Below are 20,810 nucleotides of genomic sequence, written 5' to 3' on the forward strand. Positions count from 1 at the left end.
TGACTCCGGGCAGTGTGGCTATTTTTTTATCAGAAAGAGATCGAGTATGAATATTGAAGAACTGGACTACCAAGAGTCAGCTGCTCAAAACCACATCGTCTTGTTCCAACCTCAGATTCCACAAAATACGGGAAATATTGCACGGACTTGTGCGGCGACCAATTCCCCCTTGCATATCATACGACCCATGGCTTTTCCGATCGATGATCGCAAAATGAAGCGAGCAGGACTCGATTATTGGGACAAGCTGGATGTCCGTTTTTATGATAGCCTAGAAGAGTTTATGGAAGCAGCGAGCGACGGTCAGGTACACCTAGTGTCCAAGTTTGCAAATCAGACCTATTCGGACGTTTCTTATCAGGATGGGAAGTCCCATTATTTCTTGTTTGGACGCGAAGATAAAGGATTGCCGGAAGAATTTATGCGCCAGCACGAAGAGAAGGCCATTCGCATTCCGATGAATGACGAGCATGTCCGTAGTTTAAATGTCTCCAATACCGTCTGCATGATTGTCTATGAGGCTCTCCGCCAGCAGGGCTTTAAGGGGCTGGAGTTGAGCCATCGTTATGAGCACGACAAGCTCAAATAAGAACGAAAAATTAAAAGACGAACGACGTCATCCATGACGTTACAAAAACTTGCCTAGGCAAGTTTTTTTTGTTATCATAAAAGGGTCTTCAGGGCAGGGTGTAATTCCCGACCGGCGGTGACTTTTGCTAGGAAATGTTCTTTTCCATACTCTAAAAGAAGTCCGCGAGCGCAAGCTGATGTGGTGTGACTCCACAACCGACAGTATAGTCTGGATGGGAGAAGACGAGAGACGAATAGACTGACAGCTATTCTGATCTGTTTAGAGCTGATGCATGGGAATAGTACGTTGGAGTCTAAGACGGACTAACGGCATGTTTCGATGGAGACCAGCTAAAGTAACTAGAATAGTTTCTAGTTTAAGCTTTGTTTAAATAGTTTAGAGTAGAATGATGGAGTAGACGTCTTTCCAGCTTCTCTAATTTTTAAAAAATTGGAGGAACCTGTTATGACAAATACACGTAAACTGACCCTAGTGGCTGTTTTATCCGCTTTATCTTTTATTTTGATGTTCTATCAATTTTCTTTCTTGATAGATTTCTTCAAAATTGATTTGAGTATCATCGCCATTTTGTTGGCCTTGGTCCTGTTGGATTTTAAAAGTGCCTTTTGGGTGACCTTGATCCGATCTGTCCTTAAATTAGCCCTTAATAATAAGGGGCTTGAAACCTTGATCGGATTACCAATCAATATCATTGGAGTTCTTGTTTTTGTTCTTGCTTTTGCATGGATTTGGAACAAGGAACGGACCCATGGTCGATTTGTCCTGGCAACGATTGTTGGAACGATCAGCTTGAGTATTACGATGGTATTGGTGAACTATGTCTATGCAATCCCTTTGTATGCTCGTTTTATGAACTATGATATTTCGAAAACACTAGGTCTTGTCCACTATTTAGCCGCAATGGTTGCACCGTTTAACCTGATCGAAGGGGTGATTTGGGCCATCGCATTTGGGTTGATCTATACCTTATTGCAACCGATTTTGAAAAAATATGAAAAATAAACAACAACATTGGGCGAAGGCAAGCTTCGCCCTTCTCATTTTTGTCATTCTTGGGTATGTGATTCGCTTTTACCCGCAACAATTAACAGGCTTTGATAGCACAATTCAATCTGCTATTCGAGGCGATCTGCCTGCAACACTGACGGCCTTCTTTACCAAGGTGACCCATGTCATGGATACTAAGATCATTGTCATCTGGGTGGGTCTTCTGCTAGCGGCATTTGCCTATAAGAAGTGGTACAGTGAGGCCCTCTTCCTTGGGAGCAATCTGGTATTGACTGGTCTTTTGGTGCTACTTCTAAAGAATATCTACCAGAGATCGAGACCAAGTATTCTTCATCTAGTAGAGGAAAAAGGCTTTTCTTTCCCGAGTGGTCATTCACTGGCGTCTACCCTTGTTTTGGGAAGTTTGATCATCATCATCAGCCAACATGTAAAACATAAAACAGCCCGCTATTGCCTTCAAGGCTTGCTGGTTCTGGGAATCGTGACCATTGTGGTTTCCCGCGTTTATGTCGGGGTCCACTACCCATCAGACGTTCTCGGCAGTATGATTTTAGGTCTTGCCGTCTTACAGTTTGAGTATCCCTTGTATGATCGCTTGCGATTTCAATGGCGCTTTACAGGGAAGCAAAAATAAGCATCTAACAACTAGGAGTTGAACTCGCGTTTTGAGTTCGACTCTTTTTTTTGCTATAATGAAGGATATGAAATCCTACAATACCTTGAATGATTATTATCGAACCTTATTTGGAGAAAAGACCTTTAAAGTCCCTATTGATGCAGGCTTTGATTGTCCCAATCGAGACGGAACAGTCGCCCACGGTGGCTGTACTTTTTGTACGGTCTCGGGTTCAGGAGATGCCATTGTGGCCCCAGAAGCTCCGATTCGAGAACAGTTTTACAAAGAGATTGATTTTATGCATCGGAAATGGCCAGATGTGAAGAAGTACCTGGTCTATTTTCAAAATTTTACCAATACTCACGATAAAGTGGAAGTCATTCGAGAGCGGTATGAACAGGCCATCAATGAACCAGGAGTGGTAGGAATCAACATTGGTACGCGTCCGGATTGTTTACCAGATGAGACCTTGGCCTACCTAGCAGAGCTGACAGAGCGCATGCATGTGACGATTGAGTTGGGGCTTCAGACGACTTATGAAGCGACTTCTGAATTGATCAATCGAGCCCATAGTTATGATCTCTATGTTGAAACAGTCAAGCGTATTCGCCAACAGGTGCCCAAGGCAGAGATCGTCTCCCATTTGATCAATGGCCTTCCTGGGGAGACCCATGAGATGATGGTGGAAAATGTTCGCCGTTGTGTGACCGATAATGAAATTGATGGCATCAAGTTGCACCTCTTGCATTTGATGACCAATACACGGATGCAACGGGACTATCATGAAGGACGACTTCAACTCATGAGCCAGGAGGAGTATGTCAAGGTCATCTGTGACCAGTTGGAAATCATCCCCAAACACATCGTCATCCACCGGATTACAGGGGACGCACCAAGGGATATGTTGATTGGCCCTATGTGGAGTCTCAACAAATGGGAAGTCCTAAATGCTATTGAAACTGAAATGCGTCGGCGTGGAAGTACCCAAGGATGTAAGCTAGAAGAAAAGGAGACTGCCAATGCTTCGACCACTTGAAATGGCCCATCAATTTTTAGCAGAAGTCATCACCAAAGAAGATGTGGTGGTGGATGCGACCATGGGAAATGGACATGATACGGCCTTTTTAGCCCAACTAGCAGGCCAGGTCTATGCCTTTGATATTCAAGAGCAGGCCCTTGTAAATACCCAAGAACGATTGGAAAAGTTGGGACTTCAACATGTCCGGTTGATTTTGGATGGCCACCAGCATGTGGACCAATATGTGGAGACCCTCAAAGCAGCTATTTTTAATCTGGGTTATCTGCCATCTGCAGATAAATCGGTCATTACTCTTCCAGCTACCACGATTGAAGCGATGGAAAAAATCTGTGCTCGCCTAGAAAAAGGTGGGCGAATGGCTATTATGATTTATTATGGTCATGAAGGAGGAGACATCGAGCGTGATGCAGTGCTGGACTTTGTCAGTCAGCTCCCTCAAAAAGACTATACAGCGACCATCTACCGGACACTGAATCAAGTGAATCAGCCACCGTTTTTGGTCATGATCGAAAAATTAGAAAGCTACCGTCATGGATAAAGAGTATTTAAAGAATAAAATCGAAGGATTGAGGCATCATTTTGTCGAATCAACCATCCACGAGCGTGCAATGGGTTTTTATGATGAAGCTCATATGACCAAAAAGATGCTCAAAATAAAAAAGAAATTGGTTTCGCTTGAGATGGAACGGTGCCAAAAGAAGATTGAGCACAAGGATGTAAGCAAGACAGACCAAAAGATTGCGGAGTTAAAACAGCAATTTGAGACCTGTTGCCAAGAACGTTAGGGAGGGAGTGATATGGAACTACTCCTTTATGCAGTGATCTTTTCGATGATTTTGATCGTCTCAAATGCCACCAATAAACTTGTGCCGAGCCTTCCTCTGCCCTTGATTCAAATTTTACTAGGGATTGGTTGGGCTCTCTTTGTGCCAGAAGAAAATTTTCATCTGGATACCGAGCTCTTTCTGGCCTTGGTCATTGGTCCTCTCTTATTTCGAGAAGCAGAAGAAGCAGATATTACTTCTGTCTTAAAGCACTGGCGGATCATCCTCTATTTGATTTTCCCAGTGATTTTTATCTCCACCATTAGTTTGGGCTGGGCAGCTCACTCCTTGTGGCTGAGTCTTCCTTTAGCAGCCTGTATGGCAGTAGGGGCGGCCCTTGGTCCTACAGACTTAGTAGCCTTTGCTTCCCTATCTGAGCGCTTTAGCTTTCCAAAGCGGGTTTCGAATATCTTAAAAGGCGAAGGATTACTAAATGATGCCTCAGGTCTAGTTGCCTTTCGAGTGGCCTTGGCAGCCCTTGCGACCGGAAGTTTCTCCCTTGGAGAGGCAGGGGTTTCCTTAGGAATCTCCATCATTGGAGGATTTGCGGTTGGGATCTTGACGGCCTTTGTGAACCGGTGGCTGCAAACCTTACTCTTGAGTGTTCGCGCTAGTGATATTGCTAGTGAATTGTTATTAGAACTGAGTCTCCCTTTGTTGACCTTCTTCCTAGCAGAAGAACTCCATGTCTCTGGTATCATTGCAGTAGTTGTGTCAGGGATCCTAAAAGCCAGTCGCTTTAAGCACATTACCCTCCTTGAAGCACGGGTAGATACTGTGAGTCATACTGTCTGGAATACGGTCAACTTTATCTTAAATGGGTCGGTCTTTGTCATCTTAGGAATGGAATTGGAAATGATTTCCAAGCCCATCTTAAGTAGTCCCATTTACAATAATCTTCTTTTAGTTCTTTCTGTCTTTCTGTTGACAGCCTTGCTCTTTTTGATTCGTTTTGTCATGGTTTACCTCTTTTATTGGTTCCGAACGGCTCGACTAAAAAAATCGTTGAGAAATTATCTAAAAGATGCCTTATTGCTGACCTTTTCAGGTGTGAAGGGAACGGTTTCGATTGCGACGATTCTTTTGATTCCAACCAAGATCGAAAAAGAATACCCCATCCTACTCTTTTTAGTGGCAGGAGTTACCCTTGTCAGCTTTATTGCTGGCTTAGTGGTACTTCCAAAATTATCAGAAGAAAAGGAAGAAACCAATGACTACCTGATGCAGATCGCGATTTTAAATGATGTCGTCATGGAATTAGAAGCAGACCTAAAGAATAGCAAGCACAAGGGGCCCTTGTATGCGGCAATTGATAACTACCATGGTCGCATAGAAAACTTGATTCTAGGCCAAGAAAACAGGCTCATTCAAAAGGACTGGGAACAGTTGAAGCTCCTGATTTTGAGTATTGAAAGTGACGGCTTGGAACAAGCCTATGAAGAAGGGAAGATTCGAGAGCGGGGCTACCGCGTCTACCAACGCTATCTTCGCAATATGGAGCAACGTGTCAATCGCAATCTTTCGTCTCGTTTAACCTATTACCTCTTGGTGTCTTTCCGTCTCTTGCGTTTATTAGTTCATGAGATCTTAACTTTTGGGTCTGGCTTGCGAAACTGGTGGACCCGAGAAGATAGAAAGTTAGAGGCTATTGATTATGACCAGATTGCGGCCCTTTATTTGGCCAATACGGAAATCATTATCGAAAGTTTGGAAGACCTCAAGGGGGTTTATCGGAGCAGTTTGATCTCTTTCCTACAAGAATCCCGTCTGAGAGAGACAGCTATTATTACCAGTGGGGCCTTTGTGGAGCGGGTTATTAATCGCGTAAAACCAAATAATATCGATGAAATGTTGAGAGGCTATTATTTGGAGCGTAAGATTATTTTTGAATATGAAGCGCAACACCTGATTACCGCCAAGCAAGCGCGCCGTATGCGACAAAATGTCAATGAATTAGAAAGCTATTCCCTAAGAGAAAGTGCCAATACGCTTCCATACGATTTAATCGAGTATGCACGGAATCGTTGAGATAAGAGTAAAAGAGGCTGGGACAAAAGTCCTAGCCTCTCTATTGTTTTTGGATTGTCGAGCAAGACGCAGTTGTTGAGTGGACTCTACTACGCTGATTTCATCAGCTTATACAGGCCTACTCAACTGTGCGGAGGTGGAACGACGAAATCGAATTCTAACGAATGACCGATTTCTGTCCCACTCTCTTTTTGCTTTATTCATTTTCTTTTCAGTGTGCGATTTCTGGTTTGACAAAGAGTCGCTCATCACCAAGATCAATAAGGGATACTGGTGCTTCATAAAATTGGCTAAGGACATGAGGAGTTAGGATCTTTTCCTTTGGTCCTTGCTCGACCACTTGGCCATGTTTGAGTAAGAGGACATGGGTCATGTCTGTTGTAATTTCCTCGGCATGGTGGGTGACGTAGATCATGGTAGGCGCGTGATCCAGTTGTTTGATATGATGGATCTGACGGAGGAGCTTTTCTCTGGCAAAGAGATCCAATCCACTAGAAGCTTCGTCAAAAATGATCAGATCTGGCTGGTCCATGAGGCTTCGTGCAATGAGAACGGTCTGCTTTTCTCCCTGGGAGAGCTCCTGGTATTTGCGACCGATCAAAGAGCTAGCTCCAATTGAAGTTAGCATATCCCGTGCCCAGTTTAGTTCTTCCTCCCCGTAAGCAGCATATAAGATACTACTCTTGTATTGACCAGTTAGGACAATTTGTTCTGTCAAAAGATGTTCTGGCAGTCTTTCTGAAATAAAGGAGCTAACGATCCCAATACGCTTCCGCAACTCTGGAATGCCCCCTTCTCCAAAGCGGGTTCCAAGGACAGTTACCTGGCCAGAACTAGCCCAGTATTCAGACATGAGAAGTTTGAGGAGGGTCGATTTTCCTGCCCCATTGAGGCCTAAAATGGCCCAACATTCATTTTCTTTTACTTGCCAGTTAATCTCTTTTAAAAGGGCTTTTCCATTGCGGATCAAATTGACATCTTGTAGTTCAATCAAATTATTCATAACTTCATCCTTTTGATTAAAATCTCCTTTATTCTATCATAAAATATGGTAGAATAGAAAACAGGAGGTAAGGAATGTTTCGAAATAGTAAATTGTTATTCTGGACATGTGAGATCTTATTATTGACGGTGATTTTCTATATTTGGAAATCAATGGGGACTTTAATTTCTCCATTTGTATCTGTTCTGAATACCATCCTCTTACCATTTTTAATTGCAGGTTTTTTATATTACATTACCAATCCGATTGTTGAATTGTTGGAAAAACACTTAAAAATCAAGCGTGTGTTTGGGATTTTGATCACCTTAGTACTGTTGTTTGGGATCATTGGCTTAGGGATCTTTTATCTGCTCCCTATCTTAATCAATCAGTTAACCAGCTTGATCAATTCAACTCAAGGACTTTACTGGGAAGTTCAAAGTTTGGTTCGAAAACTCTCGACCAATCCTTTGTTCCAGAATGTGAATATCCAGTCGACGATTCAGCAGTTGAATCTCTCTTATATGGATATCCTACAAAATCTCTTGAATAGTGTGACCAACAGTTTAGGAAGTGTGGTTAACACTATTGTCAATACGGTCTTTATCTTGATCATGACCCCTGTCTTCTTGGTTTATTTCTTGGTCGATGGGAAGAAGTTATTGCCGATGTTGGAGCGGACCATTTTACGCAATGACAAACTCCACATTTCAAGCCTCTTGATTAGTTTGAATGAAACGGTCTCTCGCTATATTAGTGGGATTTCGATCGATGCCTTTATCATTGGAACCCTAGCCTACATTGGCTATAGTTTTATTGGATTGAAGTACGCTTTGGTCTTTGCCATTTTTTCTGGATTGGCCAACCTCATTCCATATGTAGGACCAACCATCGGGTTGATTCCGATGATCATCACCTATGCCTTCACAGATATGGATATGATGATCAAAGCAGTCATTTACATGTTGATTATCCAGCAGATCGATGGGAATATTCTTTATCCGCGTATCGTTGGAGGCGTGATGAAGGTTCACCCGATTACCATTATGGTTCTCTTATTGCTCTCAAGTAATATCTACGGCATTATCGGGATGGTCGTCGCGATTCCAGTCTATTCGATTGGAAAAGAAATTGTAAAATTCTTGGTGAATCTTTATGATAACCACCGTGCTGCTAAGGAACAGAAGAAAAAAGAAGAATTTGGTATCATTAATAAATCATAGACTCTAGCGCCTATATGGGCCTTAGAGTCTTTTTTGTACATTTTTTTGAAAAATGCTGGAAAAAAGTCAACAAGTGCTATGAAATGTGTTAAAATATAAGTGATTTTGAAAGATAATATGAAAAGGTAGGAAAAGATGAGACTGCTCTTATCGAAAAAACAGAGACGCCAATTGCAATTGTTGGAAATCCTGATTAAGGAAAAAAGATGGTTCCACTTGAAAGAGTTGGCCAAGCGTTTGGATTGTACAGAACGTTCGTTAAAAGAAGATTTGTCTAATCTTCGTAGTACATTTGATGACTTTTTAATTGAATCCTCTACCAATGGGATCAAGATCAGTTATGAGGATTCGGTTGGGCTAGAAGTGATCTATCATCACTTTTTAAAAGAATCACAAGCCTTTGCCTTGATTGAATATCTTTTCTTCAACAAGGATGTTTCTAATGAATATATTTGCAGAAAGTTTGATTTGAGTTACCAATCTTTCTACCGCTTGATTCGGACGATTAATCAGAAGCTTCAAACCAAATACAATGTAAAGATTGATTTGAAACCCTTGAATCTTGTCGGGGATGAGATTGACGTTCGTTTCTTTTATGCCCAATATTTTGCGGAACGTTATTACTACATGGAGTGGCCTTTCCCAGAATTTAAGGAAGAGGCGGTGACCGATTTGATCACCTTCTTCTTCAAGCTCTATGGCTATCCATTGACCTTCTCTGTACTCAGGTCTTATAAAGTTCTCTTGACAGTCTACTTGTCACGGATTAAGCAAGGTTACTTCATCGACATGCCAACGAACTATGATGTGTATAAGGACCAGTATCAAGGGGTGACCAATGTCGAGGAGATGTTGCGCTACTTTAGCTTGCAGTTGGGTGTCGAGTTGAATGAAAAAGTGCTGGAGCAGTTCTTCATCATCTTCATTCAAGAGAATTTCTATTTCAGCCCAGAAAGCTTGATCGAAGCTGCAGAAACGGATCCTTATGCCAAAGAATCGACTAGACTCATCAAAGATATGTTCAAGGATCTATGCTATACCTATGATTTAGACATTGAAAATCTTGATGAGATGTTGATGCATGTCCATAACACGTCTCATCTCGATCGGAAGGAATTATTCTCTGAGTTTCTCTTATTTGATACCAAGACCAATACCAACGAAGATTTCATGAGCATCTTCCCAGCCTTCTATGATGATTTGAAGGAGCATATCATCACTTATATGAAGACCATGAAGCATGATTTGAATGATGAGATCATCAAGCACATGATCTATACGGTCTATACTCACTGGGAACGTCTCTTACCGCAGTTATTGCGCCGTCGGAAGTCCATTAAGGTCTTGATTATCAGTCGTTTTGACGATCACCATGCCAAATCCATGATCGATTTCCTTGATTTCTACTGTACGGATAACTTTGAATTTACGCAGATGATCAAGTACAATCTGACAGTGGATGATATTGAAGCTTCGGATGCCGACGTAGTGGTGGCCAACTTTATGATGCCTGAATTAAAGAAAAAACCATTTATTTGTACAAGTAGTCTCTCATCGCTTGAGCTGGTTGAAAAACTTAATGCCTTCTTTTATGATTTTACCAGTGCAGAGCATTAAAGACAAAGCCTTCTTAGAAACTTTCCTTAGGTGAGTACGGACGTCAGCGAACTTCGAAGAAGTTCCATGACTTAGTTTTGGACCTAAGGTTCCAAAACTCCCGAGTGCTAGAAACAATAGTGTTTCTAGCACTTTTCTCACGGCGGAAAGTTTCAGTGTAGGTTTGAATGAAACGATTATATATTTTGTTTTAAGTTTTCAGCGTTACTTAGGTTATTTTATGTGAAAAAACAATATGTTCACATTCTAAAATCAGGACTTGTTCCTGATTTTTTGATGGTAAAAAAAAGAAAATTTTATAGAAGAATGCAGGCTCTCCTATTTTGTGGTATAATATACAATATTATATACTGGAGGAAATTATCCATGGAAGACCCTGGCAGTCAGGAAATTTTACTGGAAGTTATTTTATTGATTGTTTTGACATTATTGAACGCCTTTTTCTCGGCGACTGAAATGTCAATGGTATCGTTGAATCGCTCTCGTGTAGAGCAAAAGGCTGAAGAAGGAGATAAAAAATACATTCGTCTTCTTAGAGTTTTGGAACAGCCCAACCATTTCTTATCCACTATTCAGGTGGGAATTACCTTGATTACCATCTTATCTGGGGCGAGTCTTGCGGATAGCCTTGGACATGTCATTGCTGGATGGATGGGCAATACCAAAACGGCTCTGGCAACTGGAAGCTTTTTATCTCTAGCATTTTTGACTTATATTTCGATCGTGTTTGGCGAACTCTATCCGAAACGAATCGCTATGAACTTGAAAGATGAGTTGGCTGTTCGAACAGCTCCGATTGTGATTCTATTAGGAAAAATTGTCAGCCCCTTTGTTTGGTTGCTTTCAGCGTCGACCAACCTTTTGAGCCGTATCACGCCAATGGAATTCGATGATCCGGATGAAAAGATGACGCGGGATGAAATCGAGTATATGCTGACCAATAGTGAAGCAACACTGGATGCTGACGAGATTGAGATGCTCCAAGGGATCTTTTCATTAGATGAAATGGTAGCGCGTGAAGTCATGGTCCCACGGACAGATGCCTTCATGGTTGATATCAATGATGATACTAAAGAAATTATTGAAAGTATCCTTAAGCAAAACTTTTCACGGATTCCTGTCTATGATGATGACAAGGACAATGTCATCGGCCTCATCCATACCAAACGTCTCTTGAACGAAGGATTTATCAATGGCTTTGATAATATTGTCTTAAGAAAGATTTTACAAGAACCTTTGTTTGTTCCAGAAACCATTTTTGTGGATGATCTTTTGAAGGAATTGCGCAATACGCAAAATCAAATGGCCATTCTGCTCGATGAATATGGAGGAATGTCTGGACTGGTCACTCTTGAAGACCTCTTGGAAGAAATCGTCGGTGAAATTGACGATGAGACTGACAAAGCGGAAATTGATGTCTTTGAAATTGCGGACAATACCTATGTCGTACAAGGAGCTATGTCACTAAACGACTTTAATGAATACTTTGGCGTTGAGTTGGAAAGTGATGATGTGGATACCATTGCGGGGTATTATCTGACAGAGGTTGGGCGGATTCCATCCTTGAAAGAACGCCTCAGCTGTGAAGTCGATAGTCAAAAGAAACACTTGATCCTGACTAACGACAAGGTGAAAAACGGTCGTGTGACCAAGGTGAAAGTTGAAATTTCTGAAATCGTCGAAGAAGATGAAGAAACCAAATCAAAAGAAGATTAGAAAATAGAGGCCTGGACGTGTTCCAGCCTCTTTTTTTTCTTGTCAGGGCTAGTTGAATTTTCAAAAAATTTGAAAAATTTCTGAAATAGTCTTGACAGCCAAAATAAATTAAGGTAAGATAATACCCATAAATAAAGAAAGCAGAAAATAAACATGAAGCAACAAGCCATTTCAACTCAAAAATTTTACTTTAGCTACTTTAGATAGTGTTTGTAGACATGATCTCATGGATGCAAACAACCCAAACAATTTGTTTGTATCTATGTGGCTAAGATTTTTGATGATGGTCCATAGAGCTAGTATCTAAATGGACCGAGGTTTTGTAACTTGTTGGAGAATTTCAAGCATCCGTTTAGAGAATGATCTAAGCGGATTTTTTGTTTATTTGCAGAAAAGGAGTTTTAAATGAAAGTAGTCAAAAAATTATTGGCACCAGTTTTGGTCGTAGGCCTTTTGTTAACATCATTGGTGACCTTACACCATCTGAAGGATGCAAAAAAAGACAATGTCTTTCGGATTGGGATTTCCCAGTACATCACCCATAAGTCACTCGATGCGACACGGAAAGGCTTTATCGATGAGTTGAAGAAAGAGGGATATGTGGATGGGAAAAATATCCAGATTGATTTCCAAAATGCTCAAGGAGAGCAACGAAATCTGAAAAACATTTCCAAACAATTGGCGGAGAAAAGTGATCTAGTCTTTGCGATTGCAACCCCTTCGGCTCAAAGTTTGGCTAATACGACTAAAACAACGCCGGTTGTCTTCTCAGCTGTGACCGATCCATTGGCAGCGAAATTGGTGAAAAACTTGAAAGAGCCTGGTGGCAATATCACAGGGACAAGTGACCAGTCAGAAGATGCGATCTCTACACAGGTAGACATGATTAAGCAAGTGCTTCCAACGGCGAAAACAGTTGGGATCCTCTATACGCAAAGTGAGCCTAACTCAGTCGTCCAAAAAGATAATGCGAAGAAGATCCTTGAAGCTAAAGGCTATCAAGTGGTTGAAAAAACAATTCTCGATAGTAACAATGTGAAAGCTGCAGCAGACAGTATCATGTCAGAAGCAGATATCGTCTTTGTTCCGACAGACAATATTATCTCTTCTACAATGGAAACTGTAAAACAGGTATCGATTAGTCATAAGGTGCCAGTTTTTGGAGGTTCTGCTGAAATGGTGGCTACTGGTGGCTTGTACAACTTTGGTACTGATTATGAGGAATTGGGAAGACAAGCTGCTCGGATGGCCATTCGCATCATGAAGGGTGAGAAACCCGGCAAAGTCGCAGTTGAAACACCTGAAAAATTAGAATTGCACACCAATAAAGAGATGGCTAAAGAGCTTGGAATTGATATTAGCTCGTTGAAGGTAGAAAAATAGGAGGTTTGAGATGAATTTTGTTTTATCAAGTTTATCAGAAGGTTTATTGTGGTCGATCATGGCGATCGGTGTTTACTTAACATTTCGAATTTTAGATATTGCTGATATGACGGCAGAAGGAGCCTTTCCACTTGGGGCAGCAGTTGTAGCATCTCAAATTCAAGCCGGAAGAAATCCTTGGCTTGCAACCTTGTTAGGCTTCCTGGCAGGGATGATCGCAGGATTGGTTTCAGGAATTCTCCATACAAAAATGAAAATTCCAGCCCTCTTGACAGGGATTGTCACTTTGACCGGTCTCTACTCTATCAATATTAAAATCATGGGGGGAGTACCCAACCTCTCTATTGGCGATGCCAGTACCATTTTCAAAAGTGTCATGAAATTGGGCTTGTCCAATGAAGAAGCAGTCTTTTTGATTAGTATTTCTTGCTTGATCATCGTCTGTATCTTGTTAACTCTCTTAATGAAGACGCAACTTGGCTTGGTTTTGCGCTCGACTGGTGATAACATTCCAATGAGTGAGGCCAATGGGGTCAATGTAGATAACATGAAGATGTTGGGCTACATGATTTCCAATGGCTTGATTGCCCTTTGTGGAGCGATGTTTGCGCAAAATGATGGTTTCTCAGATGTGACTTCTGGTACAGGGACGATCGTGGTTGGCTTAAGTGCGGTGATTATTGCTGAAGTTTTGATCCACGAATTGACCATTGGTTGGCGCTTGCTTTCCATCGGGGTTGGAGCCATTGTTTACCGTTTGATTATCTTAAATATTTACGAGATCCCAAATCTCGATCAAAATATGGTTCGTCTCTTCAATGCGATCTTGCTCGCGATTGTCTTGTTCGCTCCTGAGGCGCAAAAACGTCTTCGTGTTCGTGGATTGAAGTTAGGAAATAAGTAGGAGAAAAGTATGGCAACATTATTATCAATTGAAGGTATTCATAAGACATTTGAAGCAGGAACAGTCAATGAAAACCATGTCTTAAAAGGCTTGGATCTCCAAGTAGAAGAAGGAGACTTCATTTCGGTTATCGGTGGAAATGGAGCTGGGAAATCAACCTTGATGAACATCTTGGCAGGAAATCTAGTCGTGGATGAAGGGGATATCTTGCTAGAAGGTAACTCCATCAAAAATGCGAGTGTTCGTAGGCGTGCGAAAGATATTGCGCGTGTCTTCCAAGATCCCAAGATGGGGACAGCTTCTCGTTTGACCATTGAAGAAAATATGGCCATTGCCCAACGTCGGGGGAAATCTCGTGGTTTGGGCTGGGGAGTTCGGGAGAAAGATCGCGAATTATTCCGTGAAGCCTTGAAGGAACTGAATATCGGTTTAGAGAACCGCCTCAAAGTCGATACCCAATATTTGTCTGGTGGGCAACGTCAAGCTTTGACCTTGGTCATGGCAGCCTTGGTCAAACCCAAACTCTTGCTTCTGGATGAACACACCGCAGCGCTCGATCCCAAGACCAGTGAAATGGTCATGGAATTGACACAAAAGATTGTGGAAAGCCATGATTTGACAACTTTGATGATTACGCATGATATGAACCATGCCATTGAATACGGCAACCGCTTGATCATGCTCTACCAAGGCAAGATCGTTGTCGACGTCAAAGGAGAAGAAAAGAAAAACCTAACGGTTGAAGATTTGATGCGCCTCTTCCAACAAAACAGTGGTGAAACCCTGGTAAGTGATGAATTGGTATTAGGATAAAATGAGAGTGGGACAGAAATCGGTTATTCGTTAGAATTCGATTTCGTCGTCCCACCTTCGCACAGTTGAGTAGGGCTGTAAAAGCTGATGAAATCAGCGTATTAGAGCCCACTCAACCACTGCGTCTTGCTCTACAATCCAAAAATAATTGAGAGGCTAGGACTTTTGTCCCAGCCTCCTTTATTTCCTCCGTTCTGCATAGTCGACAAAATGAAACTTGTCTAATTTGTGTCGGCTTTCGGTGAATTGGAATTGGCGTCCGTCTGCTAGGTGAACTTGGGAACGGACCGTCACCACGTGTTGGTCTTTTCCAAGATCCAGTAAGATCTTATCGAGATTATCGATTGGTGAAATCAAGATTTCTTTTTTGGCATAGCCAATCTGCAATTTCAAGTCTTCTTCTATATATTGGTAGATAGAGTGCTGGGCAATTTCCTTGGTCAGGCCAGGGATCAGCTCTCTGTCTAGGTAATCAATATCTAAGACAGAAGCGACACCATCCACCACCCGTTGCCGGGTTACTTTCCAAACCAAACGGTGAAGAGGGAAACCTGTCTTTTTAGCTCCTTTTTCATCGATACTGATTTGTTCCAAACGAATGACATTGGTTTCTGAGCGAAGACCAGAAGCTTTGACGATTTCTTGATAGCTGGTTAATTGGGAAACGGGGAAGTCAAAGTGTGCTTGCCTACAAATTTGCGACCCCATCCCTTGAACAGTCTCGATAAAGCCTTCTTCCTGCAAGAGCTCAAACGTCTCTATCATACTTGGGGCAAGGAAATGAGTGAACGTGGTGGTTGGAGTGCCCTTTTCTGGAATAACCATGACCAACCTCGTGCTTTGAATCGCTTTGTAGATATCAAGAACTTCCGCAATGAAGGAGCGACCATGCTCGCAGCTAGCATTCACTTGTCACGTGGGACCCCTTATATCTATATGGGGGAAGAAATCGGCATGATTGATCCAGACTATGATTCGATGGCAGATTACGTGGATGTGGAGTCCATCAATGCTTACCAAATGCACTTGGACCAAGGCAAGTCACCTGAGCAAGCCTTCAAGATTATCCAAGCTAAGTCACGTGATAATTCACGTACGCCCATGCAATGGGATGCTTCTCTAAATGCCGGTTTTTCAACAGGCACGCCATGGTTGAAAGTTGGGAAGTCCTATAAAGACTTCAACGTTGAAAAGGAGATGGATGGACCAATCTTTACCTTCTATAAAGAATTGATTCGCTTGCGCAAAGAAATGCGGATCATTTCAGAAGGAAGCTACCAGCCAGCACTGGAAGATAGTCAAGAAGTCTATGCTTTTGAACGCCACTTAGACGGTCAAAAACTCTTGGTACTCAATCATTTCTATGGAAGTGAAGTTGAAGTAGCGATTCCAGAAGACTACCAAGCATGGCGCGTGCTCTTGTCCAACTATGAGAATGTAAAGCTTTCTGAAAAAGTAATTCTGAAACCGTATCAGACACTGGCAATTTTAGCTTAAGTTCTTGACACTTCGATCTTTTTGGGTCGAAGTGTTTTTCTTTTTGAAAAATATTTTTGAAAGCGCTTGAAAATGCAAAGTCATTCCCTTATAATAAAAGAGGAAAACTTTTTAGGGATGGAGAAACGCATGAGAAAAAACGGTAAAAAGATTCGCCTACTGGGAGTAGCCACCTTATTGGCTAGTCAGTTGGGGGTCTTTAGCAGTGCCCTCACGGTAGTTGCAGACGAGACCACAGCTTCGACTTCAGAGCCAGCGCTTGTGACGAATACTAGCAGCGAGGAAAGCTCGACAAATCATTCGACTTTCGCTACAACAACAACTACAGACGCTACGACGAGAGCTTCGAGTGATAAAGAAGAGACATCTAGCAGTTCCTCAGACGCTACTGAGGAGAAAACGGTTAAGATCGGGGACATTCAAGGGGAAGCGCAACGCTCTCCACTGGAAGGCCAAAAGGTAGCCATCAAAAATGTAGTGGTGACCAAGACAGACCGCTATGGTTTTTATGCCCAAGATATTGAATCGGATGGGAATAGCCGTACTTCAGATGGGATTTATGTAGTTTCTAAATACAAGGTCAAGGTCGGTGACAAGGTTAAAATCACTGGTACCGTCAAGGAAGGCTATATGGAAGAGGTTACCTTGGGAGCTGGGAAAACCTTTAAGGAACCAACGAATAGTTTAACGGTGACCATGCTGGTCGATGCTTGGATCACAAAAGATGGGACAGCCCCTCTTCCAGAAGCTGTGAATATCACTGAGGGCATGCCAGCAGATGTGAAGCCTAATCCGACTGCTTATGCTCCAGAAACTGATGCTCTCGATTATTGGGAAAGCTTGGAAGGAATGCTCACGGTGGTGAAGAAACCGCATGTCCTTGGTCCCCAGTACAAAGGAGATATCTATGTATTGGGAGAAGATTTTACAGGCCTTCCTTTAAACAATATTGGGGGTCTGAATCTACGGCCACATGCGCAAAATACAGCGACGATCCCGATTTATGTTGGGAATCAATTTGTCGCAAAAGCCAAGGATTACTTTACAGAAGACGTAACAGGAGTGGTAACGTATCGGAATAGCTTTTATAAGTTAGAACCTACTCAACAGTTGACAGTCCAAGATGGTGGTTTGCAGCGTCAAGCAGCTCAAACCCAACCAAGTGAGGACAAGCTGACCATCGCTTCCTACAATATTGAAAATTTCTCGGCCAACAATGCCAAAAATGAAACCCCAGAGGATAAGGTGACGCTGATTGCCAATTCCTTTATCCATGAAATTCACAATCCAGACATCATTACTTTGATCGAAGTGCAGGACAATAATGGTAGTGTGGATGACGGAACGACCAGTGGTGTTGAAAGTGGACTCAAACTAGCCAATCGGATCAAGGAATTGGGTGGCAAGAGCTATGAGTATACGGAGGTTGCTCCAGTAGATGGCGCTGACGGAGGAAAGCCTGGTTCCAATATTCGTTTGGGAATCCTCTACAATCCAGAACGCGTAACCTTAGCCAAAAAAGAGGCAGCAACTAGCAACGAGGCAGCGCAATTTGACAAGGGACACCTGGTTAAAAATCCAGCTCGGATTGCCCCTAATGACCCATCGTTTGATCATACTCGCAAGTCCTTAGCTGTTGAATTTGAATTCAAAGGTCAACCAGTTGTGGTGATTGCCAATCACTTGAAATCAAAAATCGGAGATGATGCTATTTATGGTGCAAGTCAACCAGCAGTGGAACATACCTTGCCAACTCGTGAAGCACAAGCCAGTGTCATCCATCAATTCGTTCAAGAAGGCTTGAAGCAAAATCCTAAGACCACTTTTGTTTTGACGGGTGATTTTAATGACTACGATTTCTCAACCACGGCACAGATCCTTGCGGGTAGTGAACTAACCAACTTAATGGCTCAACATGATGTAGGCGATCGCTATTCTTATTTCTACCGTGGAAGCAATCAAGTTTTGGATAACATTTTTATCTCAAACAACATGGCAGCCAAAGCAAGGTTTGAACCCGTCCATATCAATGCTTCCTTTATGAAGGAACATGGTCGTGCATCAGACCATGATCCTGTCTTGGTCCAAATCGACTTTAGTGGAGCACAAACTCCAGGAACGCCGACGGATGATCAACAAGGGAATACAGGACAACCAACGGATCAAACCATCCCTTCCTCATCGAATACAGGATCTCAACTAGTCCCTCATCAGGCTCAAGCCAATGAACAAAAGAGTTCACCATCTGAAAGCAAAGAGAAGGGCAAGAACGAAGATGAGAAGCAAGACGACAAGGAAGAGGCAGCAACAGAAACGAAGACACCAGGAAAACGGAAAATCCTCCCATCTACTGGACAAGAAACAAGCTATCTAGCTCTTTTTGGAGTGGCAATAGCTACGATGAGTCTTGTCTGGTATAAGAAGAAAAAGACTTACTAACGTTTTCAAAAGAAAGATCTAAAAAAGGAGTCGCTGGCTCTTTTTTTCTCCTAAAATACAGGACAGATAGTCCCATATTGGAAACTGTACTAGGACAATGAAAACTACTGAAAAGAACAGTTTCTTTTCAAAAAGAAGCTTAAACTCTTTAAAATAGATGGAATCGTGTTATAATAAAATCATAAAACGTTTTCAAGAGAAGAGGTTCCTCAATGGAAAATGAAACAGTTGACTATGGAAAAGTAACAGGAATGGTACACTCAACAGAAAGTTTTGGTGCAGTAGACGGGCCTGGGATCCGCTTTATTGTCTTCCTTCAAGGCTGTCAAATGCGGTGTCAATACTGCCACAATCCAGATACTTGGGCAATGGAAACCAACAAGTCCCGTGAGCGGACGGTGGATGATGTCTTAGAAGAAGCCCTCCGTTATCGTGGATTTTGGGGCGAAAAAGGGGGAATCACTGTCAGTGGTGGAGAAGCCCTCTTGCAGATTGACTTTTTGATTGCACTTTTTACCAAGGCTCAAGAGTTGGGCATTCATTGTACTTTGGATACCTGTGCTCTTCCTTTCCGGAATACGCCTCGTTATTTGGAAAAATTTGACCGCTTGATGGCAGTGACAGACTTGGTGCTTCTTGATATCAAGGAAATCAATGATGAACGACACAAAATTGTGACCAGCCATACCAATAAAACGATTCTAGCTTGTGCCAAGTATTTGTCTGATATTGGCAAGCCCGTTTGGATTCGCCACGTCTTGGTGCCAGGTTTGACAGACCGAGATGACGACTTGATCGAACTTGGAAAATTTGTTAAAACCCTTAAAAATGTCGATAAATTTGAGATCCTTCCTTACCATACTATGGGGGAATTCAAATGGCGTGAATTGGGAATTCCGTACAAATTGGAGGGTGTGAAACCACCGACAAAAGAACGGGTCCAAAATGCAAAAGATTTGATGGAAACAGAAAGTTACCAAGATTACCTGAAACGGGTCAAAGGATAAAGAAGAAAAACAGTTGGCAATCCCAACTGTTTTTTCTAGTGAATGCATTGTTCTTCCCTTTCTTTAAACGGAAAAACGTGTTAAAATAGAGTGAATCTATAAATGAAATAAAGAGGTAGAAATATGTCAAAAATTCTCGTTTTTGGTCACCAAAATCCTGACTCAGATGCTATCGGCTCATCTGTAGCTTTTGCTTATCTTGCAAAAGAAGCATATGGTTTGGATACAGAAGCAGTGGCTCTTGGAACTCCAAATGAAGAAACAGCTTTCGTATTGGACTATTTTGGTGTGGAAGCACCACGCGTCATCACATCAGCTAAAGCAGAAGGTGCAGAACAAGTCATCTTGACGGACCACAATGAATTCCAACAATCTGTTTCAGATATTGCTGAAGTAGAAGTTTATGGTGTAGTGGATCACCACCGTGTGGCTAACTTTGAAACTGCTAGCCCACTTTACATGCGTTTGGAACCAGTTGGATCAGCATCTTCTATCGTTTACCGCATGTTCAAAGAACACGGTGTAGCAGTGCCAAAAGAATTGGCAGGTTTGATGCTTTCAGGTTTGATTTCAGATACCCTTCTTTTGAAATCTCCAACTACCCACCCATCTGATAAAGTCATTGCGCCTGAATTGGCTGAATTGGCTGGTGTCAACTTGGAAGAATACGGTCTTGCCATGCTCAAGGCTGGTACTAACTTGGCAAGCAAATCAGCAGAAGAATTGATCGATATCGATGCTAAGACTTTTGAATTGAACGGAAACAACGTTCGTGTGGCTCAAGTGAATACAGTTGATATTGCGGAAGTTTTGGAACGCCAAGCTGAAATCGAAGCAGCTATCCAAGCTGCCAATGCAGCTAACGGCTACTCTGACTTTGTTTTGATGATTACAGATATCGTCAACTCAAACTCAGAAATTTTGGCCCTTGGTGCCAATATGGACAAGGTAGAAGCTGCTTTCAACTTCAAACTTGAAAACAACCACGCTTTCCTTCCAGGTGCCGTTTCACGTAAGAAACAAGTGGTGCCTCAATTGACAGAAAGCTTTAATGCTTAATGATAGGTGGGAAAACCCATTATTAAAAAGGAGTTTCGGCTCCTTTTTTGCTAGGAGAAGATC

17 protein-coding genes, 2 pseudogenes and 1 riboswitch are annotated in these 20,810 nt (G+C 42.2%); of the genes and pseudogenes, 17 read left to right on the plus strand and 2 right to left on the minus strand.

What is annotated here, in order from left to right:
* The first annotated feature begins 46 nt into the window (after positions 1 to 46).
* The 7 genes from HMPREF2917_RS01145 to HMPREF2917_RS01175 all read left to right on the plus strand — a co-directional run bounded on the left by HMPREF2917_RS01145 (position 47) and on the right by HMPREF2917_RS01175 (position 6,107).
* A complete protein-coding gene (locus tag HMPREF2917_RS01145) occupies positions 47 to 589 on the plus strand; it encodes a tRNA (cytidine(34)-2'-O)-methyltransferase (protein ID WP_024055209.1) in 543 nt (180 codons plus the stop codon).
* Between the two features lie 80 nt (positions 590 to 669).
* Positions 670 to 819, plus strand: a riboswitch (FMN riboswitch).
* Positions 820 to 1,021: 202 nt separating this feature from the next.
* Positions 1,022 to 1,594, plus strand: a complete 573-nt coding sequence (locus HMPREF2917_RS01150; RefSeq protein ID WP_324250312.1) for an ECF transporter S component — start codon at positions 1,022 to 1,024, stop codon at positions 1,592 to 1,594.
* Positions 1,584 to 2,234 (plus strand): phosphatase PAP2 family protein, encoded by a 651-nt coding sequence (locus HMPREF2917_RS01155; protein WP_031577095.1) that lies wholly within the window; start codon positions 1,584 to 1,586, stop codon positions 2,232 to 2,234. Before HMPREF2917_RS01150 ends, HMPREF2917_RS01155 begins: the two co-directional genes overlap by 11 nt.
* 58 nt (positions 2,235 to 2,292) lie before the next feature.
* Positions 2,293 to 3,252, plus strand: a complete 960-nt coding sequence (locus HMPREF2917_RS01160; RefSeq protein ID WP_031577092.1) for a tRNA modification radical SAM protein MnmL/YtqA — start codon at positions 2,293 to 2,295, stop codon at positions 3,250 to 3,252.
* Positions 3,236 to 3,793: a tRNA 5-(aminomethyl)-2-thiouridylate-methyltransferase MnmM gene (locus HMPREF2917_RS01165; protein WP_003013293.1), complete on the plus strand. Its 558-nt coding sequence runs from the start codon at positions 3,236 to 3,238 to the stop codon at positions 3,791 to 3,793. Before HMPREF2917_RS01160 ends, HMPREF2917_RS01165 begins: the two co-directional genes overlap by 17 nt.
* Positions 3,786 to 4,040 carry a hypothetical protein gene (locus HMPREF2917_RS01170; RefSeq protein ID WP_031577090.1) on the plus strand — a complete coding sequence of 85 codons (255 nt, stop codon included), beginning with the start codon at positions 3,786 to 3,788 and terminating at the stop codon, positions 4,038 to 4,040. Before HMPREF2917_RS01165 ends, HMPREF2917_RS01170 begins: the two co-directional genes overlap by 8 nt.
* A 12-nt stretch (positions 4,041 to 4,052) precedes the next feature.
* Entirely contained in the window at positions 4,053 to 6,107 is a 2,055-nt protein-coding gene (locus HMPREF2917_RS01175) for a cation:proton antiporter (RefSeq protein ID WP_070588752.1), read from the plus strand.
* Between the two features lie 211 nt (positions 6,108 to 6,318).
* Here HMPREF2917_RS01175 and HMPREF2917_RS01180 read toward each other — a convergent pair whose 3' ends face one another.
* On the minus strand, positions 6,319 to 7,110 hold the full coding sequence (locus tag HMPREF2917_RS01180; protein ID WP_070588753.1) for an ABC transporter ATP-binding protein: 792 nt from the start codon (positions 7,108 to 7,110) through the stop codon (positions 6,319 to 6,321).
* 74 nt (positions 7,111 to 7,184) lie between these two features.
* Here HMPREF2917_RS01180 and HMPREF2917_RS01185 point away from each other — a divergent pair, with 74 nt between their 5' ends.
* The 6 genes from HMPREF2917_RS01185 to HMPREF2917_RS01210 all read left to right on the plus strand — a co-directional run bounded on the left by HMPREF2917_RS01185 (position 7,185) and on the right by HMPREF2917_RS01210 (position 14,745).
* On the plus strand, positions 7,185 to 8,312 hold the full coding sequence (locus tag HMPREF2917_RS01185; RefSeq protein WP_003008322.1) for an AI-2E family transporter: 1,128 nt from the start codon (positions 7,185 to 7,187) through the stop codon (positions 8,310 to 8,312).
* A 135-nt stretch (positions 8,313 to 8,447) separates the two neighbouring features.
* A complete protein-coding gene (locus tag HMPREF2917_RS01190; protein ID WP_070588754.1) occupies positions 8,448 to 9,929 on the plus strand; it encodes an AcpB/EbpR/MafR family transcriptional regulator in 1,482 nt (493 codons plus the stop codon).
* Between the two features lie 366 nt (positions 9,930 to 10,295).
* Positions 10,296 to 11,645: a hemolysin family protein gene (locus HMPREF2917_RS01195; RefSeq protein WP_070588755.1), complete on the plus strand. Its 1,350-nt coding sequence runs from the start codon at positions 10,296 to 10,298 to the stop codon at positions 11,643 to 11,645.
* A gap of 405 nt (positions 11,646 to 12,050) precedes the next feature.
* On the plus strand, positions 12,051 to 13,028 hold the full coding sequence (locus HMPREF2917_RS01200) for an ABC transporter substrate-binding protein (protein ID WP_070588756.1): 978 nt from the start codon (positions 12,051 to 12,053) through the stop codon (positions 13,026 to 13,028).
* A gap of 10 nt (positions 13,029 to 13,038) precedes the next feature.
* Entirely contained in the window at positions 13,039 to 13,932 is an 894-nt protein-coding gene (locus HMPREF2917_RS01205) for an ABC transporter permease (RefSeq protein ID WP_003005682.1), read from the plus strand.
* A gap of 9 nt (positions 13,933 to 13,941) precedes the next feature.
* Positions 13,942 to 14,745, plus strand: coding sequence for an ABC transporter ATP-binding protein (locus tag HMPREF2917_RS01210; protein WP_023918859.1), 804 nt, complete (start codon positions 13,942 to 13,944; stop codon positions 14,743 to 14,745).
* A gap of 180 nt (positions 14,746 to 14,925) precedes the next feature.
* Here HMPREF2917_RS01210 and treR read toward each other — a convergent pair.
* A pseudogene (gene treR, locus HMPREF2917_RS01215) lies at positions 14,926 to 15,504 on the minus strand (trehalose operon repressor); the annotation flags it as partial.
* Between treR and HMPREF2917_RS01220 the strand changes: the two are divergent.
* The 4 genes and pseudogenes from HMPREF2917_RS01220 to HMPREF2917_RS01235 form a co-directional block, all read left to right on the plus strand.
* A pseudogene (locus HMPREF2917_RS01220) lies at positions 15,478 to 16,242 on the plus strand (alpha-amylase family glycosyl hydrolase); the annotation flags it as partial. The pseudogenes treR and HMPREF2917_RS01220 sit on opposite strands and share 27 nt — an antisense overlap.
* A 129-nt stretch (positions 16,243 to 16,371) precedes the next feature.
* Entirely contained in the window at positions 16,372 to 18,681 is a 2,310-nt protein-coding gene (locus HMPREF2917_RS01225) for an endonuclease/exonuclease/phosphatase family protein (RefSeq protein ID WP_070588757.1), read from the plus strand.
* A 212-nt stretch (positions 18,682 to 18,893) separates the two neighbouring features.
* Entirely contained in the window at positions 18,894 to 19,688 is a 795-nt protein-coding gene (gene pflA, locus HMPREF2917_RS01230; RefSeq protein WP_003005017.1) for a pyruvate formate-lyase-activating protein, read from the plus strand.
* Positions 19,689 to 19,811: 123 nt separating this feature from the next.
* Positions 19,812 to 20,747 (plus strand): manganese-dependent inorganic pyrophosphatase, encoded by a 936-nt coding sequence (locus HMPREF2917_RS01235; protein WP_003005572.1) that lies wholly within the window; start codon positions 19,812 to 19,814, stop codon positions 20,745 to 20,747.
* Positions 20,748 to 20,810: the final 63 nt, after the last annotated feature.

The organism is Streptococcus sp. HMSC061E03 (assembly GCF_001813505.1).
In the GTDB taxonomy this organism is placed as follows: Bacteria; Bacillota; Bacilli; order Lactobacillales; family Streptococcaceae; genus Streptococcus.